15 protein-coding genes and 1 pseudogene are annotated in these 15478 nt (G+C 46.9%); 4 read left to right on the top strand and 12 right to left on the bottom strand.

The annotated features are described in order from the left end of the window. Positions 1-63 precede the first annotated feature (63 nt). The 7 genes and pseudogenes from BC351_RS42230 to hrpB all read right to left on the bottom strand — a co-directional run bounded on the left by BC351_RS42230 (position 64) and on the right by hrpB (position 8860). Positions 64-237: a hypothetical protein gene (locus tag BC351_RS42230; RefSeq protein ID WP_158082078.1), complete on the bottom strand. Its 174-nt coding sequence runs from the start codon at positions 235-237 to the stop codon at positions 64-66. A 92-nt stretch (positions 238-329) separates the two neighbouring features. Next, entirely contained in the window at positions 330-1331 is a 1002-nt protein-coding gene (locus BC351_RS13660) for an aldose 1-epimerase (protein WP_079412856.1), read from the bottom strand. 517 nt (positions 1332-1848) lie between these two features. Continuing rightward, positions 1849-3235: pseudogene (araA, locus tag BC351_RS13655) on the bottom strand (L-arabinose isomerase). 755 nt (positions 3236-3990) lie between these two features. Beyond that, positions 3991-5103 (bottom strand): GntR family transcriptional regulator, encoded by a 1113-nt coding sequence (locus tag BC351_RS13650; protein WP_079412854.1) that lies wholly within the window; start codon positions 5101-5103, stop codon positions 3991-3993. Between the two features lie 261 nt (positions 5104-5364). Further along, positions 5365-5628 carry a hypothetical protein gene (locus BC351_RS13645; protein ID WP_341865989.1) on the bottom strand — a complete coding sequence of 88 codons (264 nt, stop codon included), beginning with the start codon at positions 5626-5628 and terminating at the stop codon, positions 5365-5367. Continuing rightward, entirely contained in the window at positions 5621-6340 is a 720-nt protein-coding gene (locus BC351_RS13640; protein WP_079412851.1) for a hypothetical protein, read from the bottom strand. The genes BC351_RS13645 and BC351_RS13640 overlap by 8 nt, the downstream gene beginning before the upstream one ends. 33 nt (positions 6341-6373) lie before the next feature. Next, positions 6374-8860: an ATP-dependent helicase HrpB gene (hrpB, locus tag BC351_RS13635; RefSeq protein WP_079412849.1), complete on the bottom strand. Its 2487-nt coding sequence runs from the start codon at positions 8858-8860 to the stop codon at positions 6374-6376. A gap of 141 nt (positions 8861-9001) precedes the next feature. Between hrpB and BC351_RS13630 the strand changes: the two genes are divergently transcribed. Beyond that, positions 9002-9256, top strand: a complete 255-nt coding sequence (locus tag BC351_RS13630) for a YpbS family protein (RefSeq protein ID WP_079412847.1) — start codon at positions 9002-9004, stop codon at positions 9254-9256. Between the two features lie 232 nt (positions 9257-9488). Here the strand turns inward: BC351_RS13630 and BC351_RS13625 are convergent, their stop codons facing one another. Together BC351_RS13625 and BC351_RS13620 are read right to left on the bottom strand one after the other, a co-directional pair. Next, on the bottom strand, positions 9489-10127 hold the full coding sequence (locus tag BC351_RS13625; protein ID WP_144028385.1) for an NUDIX hydrolase: 639 nt from the start codon (positions 10125-10127) through the stop codon (positions 9489-9491). A 29-nt stretch (positions 10128-10156) separates the two neighbouring features. Then, complete coding sequence (locus BC351_RS13620; protein WP_079412845.1) at positions 10157-10456, bottom strand: Dabb family protein; 300 nt, start codon at positions 10454-10456, stop codon at positions 10157-10159. 128 nt (positions 10457-10584) lie between these two features. Here BC351_RS13620 and BC351_RS42725 point away from each other — a divergent pair, with 128 nt between their 5' ends. From BC351_RS42725 to BC351_RS13605, 3 genes are all read left to right on the top strand, one after another. Further along, a complete protein-coding gene (locus tag BC351_RS42725) occupies positions 10585-10761 on the top strand; it encodes a hypothetical protein (RefSeq protein WP_167388022.1) in 177 nt (58 codons plus the stop codon). A gap of 147 nt (positions 10762-10908) precedes the next feature. Next, complete coding sequence (locus BC351_RS13615; RefSeq protein WP_079412843.1) at positions 10909-11904, top strand: YpdA family putative bacillithiol disulfide reductase; 996 nt, start codon at positions 10909-10911, stop codon at positions 11902-11904. Between the two features lie 942 nt (positions 11905-12846). Next, a complete protein-coding gene (locus tag BC351_RS13605) occupies positions 12847-13149 on the top strand; it encodes a hypothetical protein (RefSeq protein WP_244208989.1) in 303 nt (100 codons plus the stop codon). Positions 13150-13227: 78 nt separating this feature from the next. On the opposite strand, the gene BC351_RS13600 is transcribed toward BC351_RS13605, so the two are convergent. The 3 genes from BC351_RS13600 to BC351_RS13590 all read right to left on the bottom strand — a co-directional run bounded on the left by BC351_RS13600 (position 13228) and on the right by BC351_RS13590 (position 15477). Beyond that, positions 13228-13788 carry a DNA-3-methyladenine glycosylase I gene (locus BC351_RS13600; RefSeq protein ID WP_079412839.1) on the bottom strand — a complete coding sequence of 187 codons (561 nt, stop codon included), beginning with the start codon at positions 13786-13788 and terminating at the stop codon, positions 13228-13230. Between the two features lie 131 nt (positions 13789-13919). Then, complete coding sequence (locus tag BC351_RS13595; protein WP_079412837.1) at positions 13920-14717, bottom strand: TatD family hydrolase; 798 nt, start codon at positions 14715-14717, stop codon at positions 13920-13922. Beyond that, positions 14710-15477, bottom strand: coding sequence for an ABC transporter ATP-binding protein (locus tag BC351_RS13590; RefSeq protein ID WP_079412835.1), 768 nt, complete (start codon positions 15475-15477; stop codon positions 14710-14712). Before BC351_RS13590 ends, BC351_RS13595 begins: the two co-directional genes overlap by 8 nt. Between the last annotated feature and the right edge of the window lies 1 nt (position 15478).

The raw sequence follows: 15478 nt of genomic DNA, 5'->3' as shown, positions 1-15478 counted from the left end.
TGGCAGTTTTCATTATACCGAATGCCATCGCATTTGTCGAACAAGCTTTAATATGAACGCTTTTTATTCTCTTAATGCCTCTTTCAACTTCGTCGACATCGTATCCATAGCTTCACCTGATGGCCGTTTAACACCGCGTAATCTGGCAATTTCTTGTTTCAATCGTTCGTTCTCCTGCTTTAATTTCTTATTTTCCGCAATATATGCTTCCATTTGCGCATTTTCTTGATTGTCCATTCGTACACCTTACCTTTCCGAAAAAATACCCCTCGCTGCCTGCAGATCATCACGTCGGATTCTCTCCATGCGCCAAAGGGGTACGTATCATTTTATTTCTTCAAGTCAATGGTATATAGTCTTGCTCTTTCGCCCCAAACCTCGCCTGGCTCCAGCGATACCAAACCGATCTCTCCGGCAGGCAGATCGACATTCGGAGCATTCACCAGATTCATTTGCGGTTCTGGACAGAAGAACCCTTCCGAAGCGCCATTATTCCAGATCATCCATTGCTTGTAGGAGGTTCCTACATCATAGACAAGTTTGATCCCTTCGCGGGAATCTGTCAACTCCATATAATTACGGCCGTTTTGCGGCGCTGTTGTATAGTGGTTGTCCATGGATGCAAAGAACGGCGACAAGCCGCCTACTTTCATCTTCTCTTCATCCGCTGTTAACGATTGATATTCACCTGTCGGCAGCATTCTTTCATTTAACTTCCAGCGGTTGCCGATCGTCATTTTGAACCCATAATCGGAAGGCTGACTGTTCGGTGCAAAAGGCGCATTGATCGTCGTATGATAGGCCAACAAACACGGCATAGCGTCTGTGCCTTCATTATGTACAGCAATATCTTGATGTAAACCGAACTCATTTAATGTGTATGTCAAACGAATTGTAAAAGAATGCGGTAAATACGCATAAACGGAATGACCTTCTCTCACCTGCAAAGCCAATGTCACATGACTTTCTGATTCGTCCGCGCCGAATTTCTCAACAGTCCATGGAATATTGTGTACAAAACCGTGTAAATGGTTGCCTGTTGCGGGTTCATTCACCGGGAATTCATACACTTTGCCATTCCAAGGAAATTTGCCATCCTGATAACGATTAGGCGGGAATAGCACTGGAATGCCATGTACGATTGGACGCTCTTTGAACGAATCCATTTCTTCTAAAGAAGGCTCGCGCAGAAACTTATATTCTTTCTCCGTATCTCTAAATGCAATGAGATTAGCTCCGATTTCAGGCAAAACAACCGCTTCATAACGGCCAGCCTGCAGCCAAATCGCGTTCTCTCCTTGATAGGTACCTTCATACGCTTTCGTCGTCATTTCGTGTTAGCCTCCCACAATATTGTCCAATCCAGGACAAGCTTATATGAATTCACTTTATAGCATCTTAAATAAAGAAGTCAATGGATGAAAATTTTACTGACATCGATAAATGTGACTTTTCTCTTACAGCATGTGGAAATAGGCTGCCCCCTACCAAATAACCCTAATTTAGGGCAGTCATATGCGTAGGAAACGCCACCCTGCCTCACGCTGCCTCACGGCTAACTTTGGCTCAGTTAACGCGTAATTCCTGCGATTATGCATCCTTTTCGTCTTGGAAACCGGGGTAAAAGGGAAAAGCCTGCAATGATGCATCCTTTTGAGACCTTTTTGCCATCCCAGGATGGAAAAACATGAGAAAGCCTGCACAATCGCAGGCTTTCTCCGCTTTTCACGCGATCTGATCCCAAAAGCCTGCATCAACGCAGTTTTTTTCAGAATAGGCGAGTTATAGTCATTACCTATTTGTTCGCGCAACACTGCAAATGGTTTCGGCCGGCTTCCGAATTTTCGCTTAGCGTTTCCACGCCACTTCGCTCCAACGAAGCTCATTGCGGAACTGCAAAGGATTCGTATGTTTATTAATAATGACAACTTCCACGCCTGCTAACTCAGCCCAATCAACCAACTGCTCTGTACTTACGTTATAAGAGAATACCGTGTGATGTGCACCGCCAGCATAAATCCAAGATTCAGCAGAGTCACGCAAGGAAGGCTGCGGCTTCCACAGCACGCGTGCTACCGGCAATTTCGGCATAGCTTTGGCTGGTTGAACAGCATCTACCTCGTTAATCAGCAGTCGGAACCGGTTGCCCATATCAATGAGCGATGCATTCAGAGCAGCACCGGAAGAACCGTCAAATACAAGGCGAGCCGGATCCTCTTTGCCGCCAATACCAAGCGGGTGAACCTCAATTTTTGGACGCGTAGCGGCAATTGTCGGACAGATTTCAAGCATGTGGGCACCGAGAACCAGTTCTTGACCTGGCTCCATATGGTATGTGTAATCTTCCATGAAGGACGTACCTTTGTTATTTGCGATGATTTTCATCACGCGTGTGAGTGCGGCTGTTTTCCAGTCGCCTTCTCCGCCGAAGCCATAGCCTTGCTCCATCAAGCGTTGAACGGCAAGTCCTGGAAGCTGCTTCAGCCCATACAAATCCTCGAAAGTCGTCGTAAATGCACCGAAGCCGCCTTCTTCCAAGAAGCCCTTCAGTCCAAGCTCAATACGTGCCTGCTCGCGAATAGCCTCGCGTACAGGACCTGCTGAGCGGCCTTCTTCTGTAATGTCATACTTTTCGCTGTATTCATCCATTAATTGATCCACTTGAGACTCCGTAATATCTCCTACACGCTGGACGAGATCACCAACACCATACCCATTGATGGACCAGCCAAATTTGATTTGAGCTTCCACTTTATCGCCTTCTGTCACTGCAACCTGACGCATGTTATCGCCAAATCGCGCTACTTTCAGACTGCGTCCTTCAACGAACGCAACAGCCGTACGCATCCACCCTGCTATGCGGCCAAGGACAGCTGGGTCTTCCCAATAACCAACAACCACTTTGCGGGAAATGCCCATGCGCGCACCGATAAAGCCATACTCACGGTCACCATGAGCCGCTTGATTCAGGTTCATGAAGTCCATATCGATCGTTTCCCACGGAATATCGCGGTTGAACTGTGTATGCAGGTGAAGCAGCGGCTTGCGGTATTCGGCTAAGCCGGCAATCCACAAGCACCGGTTTGAAAATCAATTTGCTAGGAATGGACTCATTAGCGTCAATGCCTTCTGTCATTTGTTTGGAATGCTCTTCCACTTGAAGCAAAGTCTCTGGTCCATATAAATGTTGACTCCCGGTTACGAACCAAAATACTTTCTCTTTAAAAGGGTTCATGCTAGTTAGCCTCCTTGGTTGATTGGGTATAATCTAACGGCACGGCCGGATTCGGTTCCATAATCAACGCCAATCGCATATTTTTTAGACATGGAGAGCCTCCTTCGAATTAATGTGCCTCTAGAAATGAGTATATCACTTGTACGTACAAGTTGACTATGACTTTTTTACCAGAAGAACTTTCTGTTCTTTTCATGCCGCACGGCGATGCAGCAGACTTAGCAGCAGGACGGCAGACCATGCAACTCCTCAGCATTCCTATTGTTACATAGACTTCCTCCCATTAGAGTTGAGTTGATCTATATCCTCATTTGGAGCTCAGACGTCGGTTAACCATTTATTCTTCTCATTGGAATTTGTCCAATGAAATCAACCATTATAGGGCTTATTGCAAGCTTGCACTGGAATTAATCCAATGAAAATCTCCATTCACTCACAAAATACCTGCTTTTTAGATTATTCATTGGAGTATATCCAGTGAAATTGTCCTTCCAGCTCTTCAAACTAGCTTGCATTGGAAGTAATCCAATGAAATCAGCTTTTCACTTCAACCCTTCTCAAGGGGGAGTCCCCTGCTTTCCATTCACATAAGAAAAACCGTCAGGAAAAACATCCTGACGGTCCTTTTGCGTGTAACCCCATACTTTTGTCCATGGGGAGGGATGGATGTGGGGTTCCAACCGCTAAGCGCCTTTCCACCCTCACACCCATCCCTCTTCTATTCTACTTTGAGCTGCCTTCCACTTCTTTGTTCTCTAATCGGTCTGAGATGGCATTACACCTATCGTTGACTCTCGAATGATCAACTCCGGCTGATACACTTTCCCAGCTTCACTGCCATTTCTCCGTTTGTTCTCTATCATATCAATTAAAAGCTCCGCTGCGTCAGTTCCTAATTGTGTTTTGGGATGCGTAAGTGTCGTCAGCTTCACTTCGGTTGCCAATGCTAATGAAGAGTCATCAAAACCAACTAAGGAAATATCTTGGGGCACCTGCAAACCTGTTATACGTACAGCTTCCAACAAATGAATCGCTAGTTCATCGTTATAACAGACGAAGGCTGTTGGCCGTTCAGTCTGCTGATTGATGAGATCAATAGCACTCTCGTAAGGCTTCTGTCCTTTTTCAGCTGTCGTGTAATGAATAACAAGCTCAGGAAGCAAAGGAATCTGATATTGCTGATGCGCGCGCAAGAAGCCTTTCAACCGGTTAACGCCTTGCAAATCATCCGTTTTGAAAAAACCGGCAATCCGGCGGTGCCCTAATTCAATAAGATGCTGCGCCGCCTTAAATCCACCCTCTTCATCATCTACAATCAAAGAAGGACAATTCATTTCCGGATATCGCTCATTGATCATTAAATACGGAATATGCTGATAATCCAAAGATAAATAAAAGCTTAAATTCGGATTCCCTTCTGCACTTCTTGTCGGCTCAATAATCAGGCCGCTCAGCGGCTGGCTCAACATCATCTGCAAGCTTTCTTTCTCTTTTTCCTTATCATTATCCGTCGAAGACAACAGCAGCCGATAGCCGCGGGCACGTAAAGCCGACTCTGCTCCTCTTACAATATGCGGAAAAATATAATCAGATATATAGGTCGTCAGGATGCCGATTGTCTGCACATCTCGACTTTTTTGGGTGTGGGGCGTAGACACATAAGTCCCCTTGCCTTGCATGCGATACAGCCAGCCTTCCTGCTCCAATTCCCCGAATGTCTGACGGACGGTTTGACGGCTCATCTGAAACTGCTCGGCAATTTCATTTTCTGAAGGCATTTGGTCATTTGCTTTCAGCTTCCCTGCGTGAAGCCATGATAAAATTTCTTGTTTCAGCTGCATATATTTCGGTAGTTGCTTCTCTTTCATCTTTCACCTCGTGCGTTTGATTCTGAACGTATTATATCACTCACTTAACTTGTATGTACATATAGGGAGCGATTCGTTGGTTGGCAGAGCCGTATAAAGCTGAGTGGAGCAAGCAATCTTCACTAAGTCCACGCCGATGAAAAAACCTTCAGCTCCACGAAAGTGGGGTTGAAGGTCCTTTTTGGACTGCACAAATAGCTTGATAGTCCGTCTTTTTGCCTTACTTCCATTAGAGCCAGCTTCTCTCTCCAACCATGCAATCTACTTCGTTAATGAGCTCTGCGCCGCTTCAACTAGCTTATCGAAGTATTCATCTTCTTCCAGCAGCTCTTCGACCGCTTCGATATCCTCTTCCTTGCCGGATTCGTTCAAGAAGTTCAATGCATAGCTCCAGTCATCCTTGCCGCGTTTGCTATGAAGCGTGATCTCGTAGGGATGTTCGTGACCTTCTACTTTAAATTCCACTTTTCCGATGTAACCTTCTTCTTTGCTGTGTTCCATATGCGCTTGTAGTACTTCAATCATGTTCATCATCCTTTTCTGTTCGATTTAACCATTGCCAAATGGTTTGTACGGTCGTCTGCAGGTTCGTGGCATCCTGCCATATGTATGGATTATGGTCTCTAAAATAATCCGCATGTCCCCCTATTACATACAAGGTACGGCGATGAATCGGGGCATGCTTCAGGCCATTCCAGCGGAATGTCCCCATCCGGGACTTCGCCCAGCCTCCCCAAGTACCCAGTCGCGGAATAGGATCTGTGGATTGATCCAATTGATTAGCAGCCTTCAAATAAAGTACTTTGTGCTTGATTAATGAAGGAATCGCACATTTGGGAGAACCAATTTGGATCACGCCAAGAAGTGGAATCCCTTGTTTCTCCAGTATTTCAGCTGCTTGCACAGAGGCTACCGCACCAGCACTATGGCCGATTAGAAGGAGCTTTTGTCCTGGCATAAAATCCTGTGTGATTAACTTGGTTAAGCTCTTTCCTCCGTAATAAGACGGCTTCCGGTGAGCGTTGTTCCAAAGATCGCTGACGATCTCCTTCAGCTGCTTCCGGCGTTCACGCGACCAATCCCCATAAGGATAATGAATCACGACTCGGGCACGGATGCCCTCACTCGCGTAACGTTCAGCCATCGCCGCACCAAACGCATCCAGAAAATAAGGGGCCGTTGCAAAACCAGCTGATATATAGATGACGATTTCCTCCTGATCGGAGTGCCTTGCCATGAGTGATTCAGTTCCCTTCTCGTACAAAATAGGCTAGGAACGCGGTTTAGCGCGGTTCGTGGGCATGGCTGCCATCGGATCATCCGGCCAGTAATGTTTGGGATAACGGCCTTTGAGGTCTTTTTTGACCTCGAAATACGCTTCTCGCCAAAAGCTCGCCAAATCCTTGGTAACCTGCACAGGACGTTGTGCGGGCGACAATAAATGCACGGTTACAGCTACCCTGCCCTTGGCAATCCGCGGCGTGTCTGCAAGCCCAAACATTTCTTGCAAACGAACCGCGATAGAAGGCGCCTCGCTCACGCTGTAATCAACGGGGATACGCGATCCGCTAGGGACCTGAATGTGTGTTGGCGCCCACTCTTCCAACCATCTACGCTGCTCCCATGTTAGCATTTCTTCTAATATACTTGTCAAGTTCAGACGACCCAGCGCACCTTTGCTTTTGAGTCCATACAGGTGGGGACCCAGCCACTCTGCCGCGCCAGCCAGCAATGTCTCTTCACGCATATCCGGCCATTGGTCATCAAATCGATGCAAAAAGTTCACTCGTTCTTGCAGTTGACGCGCACTCCGCGTCCAGGGGAGCAGCTCTAGGGATTCAGCCTGAATTCCAGAAATCCATGCTTGTACAACCAATTCAGGATTAGGCTCCTGCAATTGGCTTTCTTTCATAATGATCGCTCCCAATCGCAAGCGCTGTTTTGCTCTTACCGTCCCCATTGCATGATCCCAGAGCACCTCTTGTTCTTGCTGCAAGCGATCCGCAAATAGGTCAAGCAGCTCATCTTCCTGGATCGGAGCCGCCAAATAAATCCGGCTCTCGGCGCCGTTGTCGTCCAGCTCCGCGGCAACAAGGTACCGCTCAGCCGATATTGGCTGAAGGTCAGGCAGTGCAGCGCCACGCCCGCTGCTGAGCAAGAACTTGCCCGTCGATCGCCGCTGTGCGATGCGATCGGGATAAGCGAAGGCGAGCAGCATCCCGCTCGCCGAGGCCCGCTGAGCGCTCGGGCTGATGCCGAGCGCCTGCATGAGCACTTTGGCTTCCGCCGCGATGCGCCGGCATAAGCCAAAGTCAACGTCTGCGCGCTGCTCGCCCTGCGCAGCGCGCCAGAGCACTTCGATGCGGGTGCGTACATCCGCATCTCGCTCGGCCGCAGCGCGCATGAAATCGCGCTCGCCGAGCATGACCGCGAGCTCGCACGCCAGCGTGCCGAGCTCAAGCGGGATGGCTTGCAGCACCATGTGCGCAAGCCTCGGGTGCAGGCCTAACGACGCCAGGCGCTTGCCGTGCGGCGTTAGGCCTCCGTTCTCGTGCAGCGCGCCAAGCTGCACGAGCAGATCCCGCGCCTGCTGGTAAGCAGCAGCAGGCGGCGGGTCCAGCCAGACCAGCGCAGCGGGGTCTGGCACGCCCCAGGCGGCCAGCTCCAGCGCAAGCGGCGCCAGATCCGCTTCGCGGATCTCTGGCGTGCTGCTTGGCGGGAGCTGCCGCTGCTCGGTCTCGGTCCAGAGGCGGTAGCACACGCCTGGCCCGAGACGGCCTGCCCGGCCTCTGCGTTGATCGGCAGAGGCCACCGAAACCGGCACCGTCGTCAGACGGGTCATGCCGGTGCGCGGCGAGAACCGCGGAACGCGCATCAGGCCGCTGTCAATAACGACCGTAATCCCTTCGACAGTCAAGCTCGTCTCGGCAATAGAGGTCGCGAGCACAACCTTACGGCAGCCTTCATCGCTTGCCGAAAGTGCTCGATCCTGCGCTTCTTGAGAGAGATTGCCGTATAACAGGGCTATTTCGATCTCTTTTCCCCATTTTAAAGCGGCAAGCTGACTTGCTACACGATGAATTTCAGCTGCTCCGGGTAGGAATACAAGAATATTCCCTTCGTTTTCTTGCAAAGCCTGCTGAATGCTCTTTACGACAGGCACTTCCAGCCGACCACTCCATTTGCTCGTCAAATAATGGGTACTCACAGGAAAAACTCGACCTTCACTCTGGATAATGGGAGCATTATCCAGCATAGCCGCAACAGGTTCAGCCTCGATCGTCGCCGACATAATCAGAATACGCAGATCCTCTCGCAGAAGAGATTGTGTCTGCCTGCTCAATGCCAGCCCGATATCTCCATGTAAATTCCGTTCATGAAACTCATCAAAAATAACGATACCTACCCCTTCCAGAGCAGGATCGCTTTGAAGCATCCGTGTCAGGACACCCTCGGTGATCACTTCAATACGGGTGTTAGGTCCAACACGCGTATCATTTTTCACCCGGTACCCAACGGTGTTCCCCACCTCTTCCCCCAGAAGCTTGGACATGTATCTGGCTGCAGCACGAGCTGCCAATCTTCTCGGCTCCAGCATGAGGATTTTCTGATCCTGCAGCCAAGCTGCCTTAAGGATCGCAAGCGGAACTTGCGTTGTTTTCCCTGCACCTGGCTGAGCAACGAGTACCGCACATGGCTGCAAGCTCAAAACTTCTAATAATTGCGGAAGTACAGACTCAATAGGCAGCCTATTCATTTATTTCACTCCGAGCTTATAAGTCTTTTTATATCGAATTAGCTTGTCTATTTCTTAGCTTTTCATCGCATCACAACTGTTACTCAGGCTCTCAATCGTGTATACTGAATGAGAATCTGGTCACTAAAGGAGATCTTTAAGATGAACGTACATGAAGCGATATCTAAACATTCGAATGCTCAACATCTGCATCTCGTGCGCTTTTCTGAGCTGGATGCACAGCGCGAGCAAGCCATTGACGAGGCAGTTGACCTGTGCAAACGCGGGCTTCCGTTTACCGTTGATACCATCAACGCCATAACAGCTCACATCATCGCCCATGCCAAAGAAGGTATTTCTCCGCTCCGTTCTTATGTAACTAAAGATATGGTGCACGATTACGTAAACAAAGGGTAAGGAGATACGACGCAAATGGGTGTTTTAACTTTTATTTCAATGTTAATTATGGGATCGGCTTTTAGTGCTGGATTCCTGCTTCTTTTTAAGCGCAAAACAGCACTGGGTATTGTCTGTATCGCACTTTCCGTTGCGTGCTACGTCGGTTATTCCTACATAGCGACTAAGTATTTTGTTTAGTCCGTTCCCAGACGCAAGAAGAACCGAGCAGGCTCCCTGCCTCGGTTCTTTTTCATGCCATAAGCCCGTATTCCCTCAACTTGCCAAAGAGAAATTCAAAGTAAGCCGCAGGATGCGGAACCATATCCATCAAGCCTATAGGCAGGTTTTTCTCGATTTTTTGACCATCCGTATCCAAAAGATAACCTCTGGCCGTCAACTGATTCGTCTCATGTCGGATCAATTGCTCTAGATGGGCAGCACTTACAGCAAATATACCGCTAACTTCATCCGCCTGCAACGTATAAGCACTAAGTAATTGATCACAGCGGTACAAAAACATATGACAGAACTCACGATCAATCAACTTCTCCGAGATCAAATCCTCTTCCGCAAACATTCCACAAGGCAATAATTGATTAAACGCCACCTTCAAGCCAAGCTCTTCCTCCAGCTCTCGCGCTCCTTCTTCCGTCGTTTCACCGGCTGCAAGATGGCCTGCGCACGAAATATCCAACAGGTTGGGGAACAGGTCCTTTTCCGGATGTCTTAACTGAAGCAGCAGTTCTGGCTCGCCTCTTTCATAAGTAACAATCCAACATTGAAAAGTTTGGTGCCAAAGCCCTTTGGCATGGACTTCTGAGCGTGGCGCTACACCCAACCAATTCATTTTTTCATCATAAATATCAAATATCTCTTCCGTCTTCGTCAAAATACGTTCAACACTCCCCTCGATCTTTGTTATGCCATAACAGTAAAATCAATTTCTTGAAACCGGCTAACTTCCTTCATCCAACGTTCTGCGACATAGCGAGTATGTACCGGATGGCTATTATAAGCATCATACACAGCTTGATCCGCAAACACCATTGAGAATCCATAGTCATAATCGTTCTTCACGCTTACTTGCCGCAAAACCTGAAACTGCTCAACACCGGGAATACCGGCCAATTCTTCTGCACTGCTGCTCAGGAAATTTTGCGCCTCGTCTGTATCTTTACCTGCATGTAAATTAAAAATAACCATATGCTGAATACTCATAATCTCTACTCCTTTTTGAACGATCTGCCTCTATTATAGCGGATTTTGTCATTGATTGGAGCATAAAATCACTAACATGTGTAAACGTTAAGGCTGAACCTTAAACTGTTTGTGAAAGGATGACTTCAATGGAAAACAACAAGCATGCCGGCAATTACACAGGAACCACCAATACGAACGCCAAAAATCAAGATTTAGCCTTCGTGAACGACACTTTGGAAAATGCGCCTAGCCTAACAACCATCAATCTCGCCAAAGACGATATTAGCGAAGCGAACGAAGAGAACCAACTGAACCAAAAGTAACGGTGTCTGTTTCCTGAGAGCAGAAAATTTCTCCAACGTCTGAACGTATGGAGAGGTTTTCTGCTTCTCTTTTTGCCGACTAACTTGGCAACCTCCCCTGCTTGCGCTACTATGGAATGAGAATTCCGTTATCAAGGAGGCTATTACGTGGAACATGTCATTATCATTGGAGCTGGACCTTGCGGGTTGTCCGCCGCTGTTGCTTTGCAGCGAGAAGGTCTGTCACCTTTAGTTATAGAAAAAAGCAGTATCGTCAATGCCATTTATTTATATCCTACCTATTTGCAATTCTTCAGCACCCCTGAACTGCTAGAAATTGGCGGCTATCCTTTTACAACCCCTCATGAAAAACCGTATCGTCAAGAAGCATTGGTCTATTACAGAGAAGTCGCACGCAGAGAACAGCTGCGCATCCAGTCTTATGAGGAAGTTATTTCCATTGAAAAGCTGGACGCAGGATTTCACGTACAGACAACGAATCCATTTGGCCAAAAAAAATCGTACACTGCCCAGCATGTCATCGTAGCTACCGGCTACTTCGATCACCCTAATTTACTCGGTATCCCCGGTGAAGATTCGCCGAAAACGACTCATTACTATAAAGAAGCGCACCCGTATACGGGAACCAAAGTAGCAATCATCGGTGGCAACAATTCCGCCGTCGACGCCGCAATGGATTTGATACGAGTGGGTGCGGAGGTAACCGTCATCTATCGCGGCCCCCATTTCTCAGCCAATATCAAACCGTGGGTTCGCCCCATTTTTGAAAGTATGGTCAACAAAGGACGCATTCGCATGTGGTTTAATTCCCAAGTTGAGCGTATTGAAGAACATACCGTTCTTGTACGCAAAGAATCCGAACATGTCACGTTGGACAACGACTTCGTTCTGGCACTCACCGGCTTCAGACCGGATCGTCATCTTCTGACTTCCATCGGGGTAACTTTTCATGAAGAAACCAACGCTCCGCTCGTTGATCCCGAAACCATGGAAACCAACATTCCCGGTTTATATGTTGCGGGTGTTGTCGCTTCATCCAAATATGATGCCAATGAAATCTTCATTGAATCGGGTCGTTTGCACGGACTCGCGATAACGAAACACATACGCTCAGCAATAAGCGGCCGTCCGACAAGAAGCTAAACTCGAGGAGTTTAGCTTCTTTAGTTTAACTTATTCGTGAGCTTAGTTCCCTAACCAAGCTGCGTTTACGCGAAATACCCTGCCGAAGCGCATCAGCTTTGTATATACAATATAATTTACTCGTCCACTAATTGTATTGTGCCAGCTCGTTGGGTCGCGAAAGGAAGCGGCTGGATCCTCGACTGGCTAAGTCTTACAGCAAGCCACTGTGGCTCAATTAGTCGAAAGGCACTTAAACATTAAACTCCTGCGACTAATGATTCTTCGAGCTCGAAAGACTCTTTACCACCTAAACTCCTACGACTATGCTTCCTTTGAGCTCGAATGACCCCATAGCGGATAAATTCCTGCGATTATGCATCTTTTTTAGCTCGAAGGACACTTTATCGCTAAATTCCTGCAATTATGCATCTTTTTGAGGCCTTTTCTGGCTTTTCGGATCAAATACCTTAAAAAGCCTGCATAATTGCAGGAATATCCTAATTTTTGTACGTTTCAACAGAAAATACCTGCATTTTTGCAGGCTTTTGTTCGAAAAACCGAGTACCTTGCTCTCAAGCACCCTTATTCCGGGAACTAACATACCATCCACATAGGGTTTCATATTCCGTTAACCGAAGGCCCACCAACAGGTCCTCATCATAAGCTAACCAAAGTCCATTCCACAGACTTTAACATTCTGTTAACAGAAGACCCAACCCTCAAACTCCATTATCAGTCAACCAAATACCTCTATCAAAGTCCCGCCCCGAATCCCACTAAACTGGATAAAAGCTCTAAACTTATTCCCCCCTCACTTAATCTGCAAAAGATTCTTATAAAATCACCTCATTTATATGAAAATAATTCCCATTTTTCAAAGATTCCTCTTCCAATACGAACGTTTGTTTGTTATAATGAAAACAAGAACAAATGTTCCAATTAGATGAGGAGGTTGTTAACATGATGAACACTAGTCACAATTTTCGCTTTATCGAGAGAGATTATTGGTACCACAAGGCATTGTGTGACACTGACCATCTTCTTCCCGGACAGATTGACGACATGTTGGATGAAGCACATTCCCATTACGCCGATTATACGTTCAAGTTTTATGATGACGGTTCGGTGATAATCATAGACAATGACACGAACAACCGCATTAAGCCACGAGAATTAACCGGTGCTGTTTATGATTTCTATATTCGTAAGCGGATTTACTTAATTAAAACGAACCTTATGGAGAAACAGCTTCAATACGCATAATTGCTTCAAAAATAATGAATACAAAAAAGGGCTGCCCGATAGGGGATAATTCCCCGCCTCAGATAGCCCTTTAATTTCCTACTCGCTGCCGTATCGAATACAAGTTTGAATATGGTCATTGACCATTCCTACAGCTTGCATATAAGCATAGCAAATTGTCGACCCAACAAACTTAAAACCACGCTTCTTTAAGTCTTTGCTCATCGCATCCGAAATCGCAGATGTCGCAGGTACTTGACTCATGCTTTCCCAATGATTGTTTAATGGCTTGCCGCCGACAAATCCCCATATGTATTGATCAAACGATCCAAATTCTTTTTGCACTGCCAAGAAGGAATGCGCATTCTGAACCACAGCCGCGATTTTCAAGCGATTGCGTACAATCCCTGGATTCTGCAGAAGCTCATTCAGCTTCTCATCCTGATAATTCACAATGATGTGCGGATCAAATTCATCGAAAGCTGCTCGGTAGCCCTCACGCTTCTTCAGAATTGTATACCAGCTCAGTCCTGCTTGTGCACCTTCCAAATTAAGCATCTCGAACAACTTTTGATCATCATGGACAGGCACCCCCCACTCATGATCATGGTAATCTACATATAATGGATCATCATTGACCCAACCGCATCGGACAGTCATTTTTAAACTCACCTCACCAAATATAGAACATGTGTTCTTAATTATTATAATTCTATTACGAACACATGTCCAGTTTGATTTAGTAGTTAGTATTTAATTCAGTATTTAATTCAGTTTTAGTTCAGTATTTACTAAAATGTAGAAAGACCATAGAATCGCTTGGTATTCTCCAATATAATGCTTCCTGCCTCCTCAGCAGTCAAGCCATGCAGAAGCGCAATCTGTTCAATAACGGCATGTATCATCCGAGGATGCGTTACTTGCCCCTTGAAGGGACCCTCGAACGGCCAAGGTCCGTCAGTTTCGACCATTAACTGTTTAATCGGATAACTACGAACAAGGGTTCTTATTTCTTCTTCATAAAGCACATCCGGTGTAATCGAGATCATATAACCTGCATTTATCATACGCTTAACTACATGAGGTGCCCCTTTAAACCAATGAAAATGTGCTTTGGTGATGCCATGCTTCTCCAGAAGATCACAAACGATCTCCGCATCCTCATAGACAGCATGCAGAACAACCGGTTTTGCCAATTCCGCAGCAAGCTTCAGCAAGGTATCCAGAAGCGTGACATATGGCGCCAAATCCAAAGTCAGCCCCTGCTCCTCCGCTTCCAGTCTACTATAATAAGGCAGACCAATCTCACCTACAGCTACCATCTCATTTGCTTCTTCACGTATCCATGATATTAACTCATTCAGCTGAGCTTCATGGGGCAGCTCTTGCTCAGGATGAAATCCATAAGCAGTAAATATTTGATTGGGTGCGTCTTTCTTCAACTGCTTCGTAGCTATGCAAGAGGCCAGATGCCTGGACACGGCAATGACACATTCAACATTCATTTCCGTTAAGTCTGATACGATCTCCTGCACTTCCGTTTCCGAATACATATCAAGATGAATATGCGCATCAATGGCTTTATTCATGTGACAACTCCTGACGCAATCTACTTTGTATATGCTGCCTTAGCTCATGAAATTCAGCTTTGAGCAAGACATCTTCCTGCCGAGGCCTTGCGAAAGGTACAACGAGCTCCTCTAATATTCTTGCAGGCTTATTTGACAGAACATAGATCCGATCAGACAAGAACAGCGCTTCCTCAATACTATGCGTTACAAACAGAATGGATCGTTTGTTTTGCTCCCATATATTCAGCAGCCATGCCTGCATTTCTTGCCGGGTTAGCGCATCCAACGAGCCGAAGGGCTCGTCCAAGCACATAACCTCTTGTGGGCCAAGCAAAGCTCTCAGAAAAGATACACGTTGCTGCATGCCGCCAGATAAGACATGAGGGTACTCACGCTCATAACCGCTTAATCCGACTTTAGGCAGCCACTCTCTTGCTTTTTCCAATGCAGCATCACGACTTTCTCCCGCTACTTCCTGCGCAAGAGCTACGTTAGACTCAATGTTCCGCCACGGAAACAAAGCAGGCTGTTGAGGCATATAGCTGATCAAGCCTTTCCTTCCGGTGACATTGCGGCCATCCAGCCATACTTCTCCCGAGGAAGGAGCAATGAGACCGCCAATAATATGAAAAAGCGTACTCTTTCCGCTGCCGGAAGGACCAATAACGGAAACGAACTCTCCCTCTTTCACATGGAGTGAGATATCCGACAGCACAGAAGTTCGCTGCTTTTTGCCAGTGAAGGTTTGATGTATGCTTTTAAGCTCCAGTTTGTTCATA

Source organism: Paenibacillus ferrarius (assembly GCF_002027705.1).
Classification (GTDB): domain Bacteria; phylum Bacillota; class Bacilli; order Paenibacillales; family NBRC-103111; genus Paenibacillus_E; species Paenibacillus_E ferrarius.
This window is presented reverse-complemented; position numbering and strand designations above follow the sequence as displayed.

Coding starts and splice junctions, on each gene's coding strand:
- BC351_RS42230 (WP_158082078.1), bottom strand. CDS start 237: ATGGACAATCAAGAAAATGCGCAAATGGAAGCATATATTGCGGAAAAT.
- BC351_RS13660 (WP_079412856.1), bottom strand. CDS start 1,331: ATGACGACGAAAGCGTATGAAGGTACCTATCAAGGAGAGAACGCGATT.
- BC351_RS13650 (WP_079412854.1), bottom strand. CDS start 5,103: ATGAAAGAGAAGCAACTACCGAAATATATGCAGCTGAAACAAGAAATT.
- BC351_RS13645 (WP_341865989.1), bottom strand. CDS start 5,628: ATGATTGAAGTACTACAAGCGCATATGGAACACAGCAAAGAAGAAGGT.
- BC351_RS13640 (WP_079412851.1), bottom strand. CDS start 6,340: ATGGCAAGGCACTCCGATCAGGAGGAAATCGTCATCTATATATCAGCT.
- hrpB (WP_079412849.1), bottom strand. CDS start 8,860: ATGAATAGGCTGCCTATTGAGTCTGTACTTCCGCAATTATTAGAAGTT.
- BC351_RS13630 (WP_079412847.1), top strand. CDS start 9,002: ATGAACGTACATGAAGCGATATCTAAACATTCGAATGCTCAACATCTG.
- BC351_RS13620 (WP_079412845.1), bottom strand. CDS start 10,456: ATGAGTATTCAGCATATGGTTATTTTTAATTTACATGCAGGTAAAGAT.
- BC351_RS42725 (WP_167388022.1), top strand. CDS start 10,585: ATGGAAAACAACAAGCATGCCGGCAATTACACAGGAACCACCAATACG.
- BC351_RS13605 (WP_244208989.1), top strand. CDS start 12,847: ATGATGAACACTAGTCACAATTTTCGCTTTATCGAGAGAGATTATTGG.
- BC351_RS13600 (WP_079412839.1), bottom strand. CDS start 13,788: ATGACTGTCCGATGCGGTTGGGTCAATGATGATCCATTATATGTAGAT.
- BC351_RS13595 (WP_079412837.1), bottom strand. CDS start 14,717: ATGAATAAAGCCATTGATGCGCATATTCATCTTGATATGTATTCGGAA.
- BC351_RS13590 (WP_079412835.1), bottom strand. CDS start 15,477: ATGAACAAACTGGAGCTTAAAAGCATACATCAAACCTTCACTGGCAAA.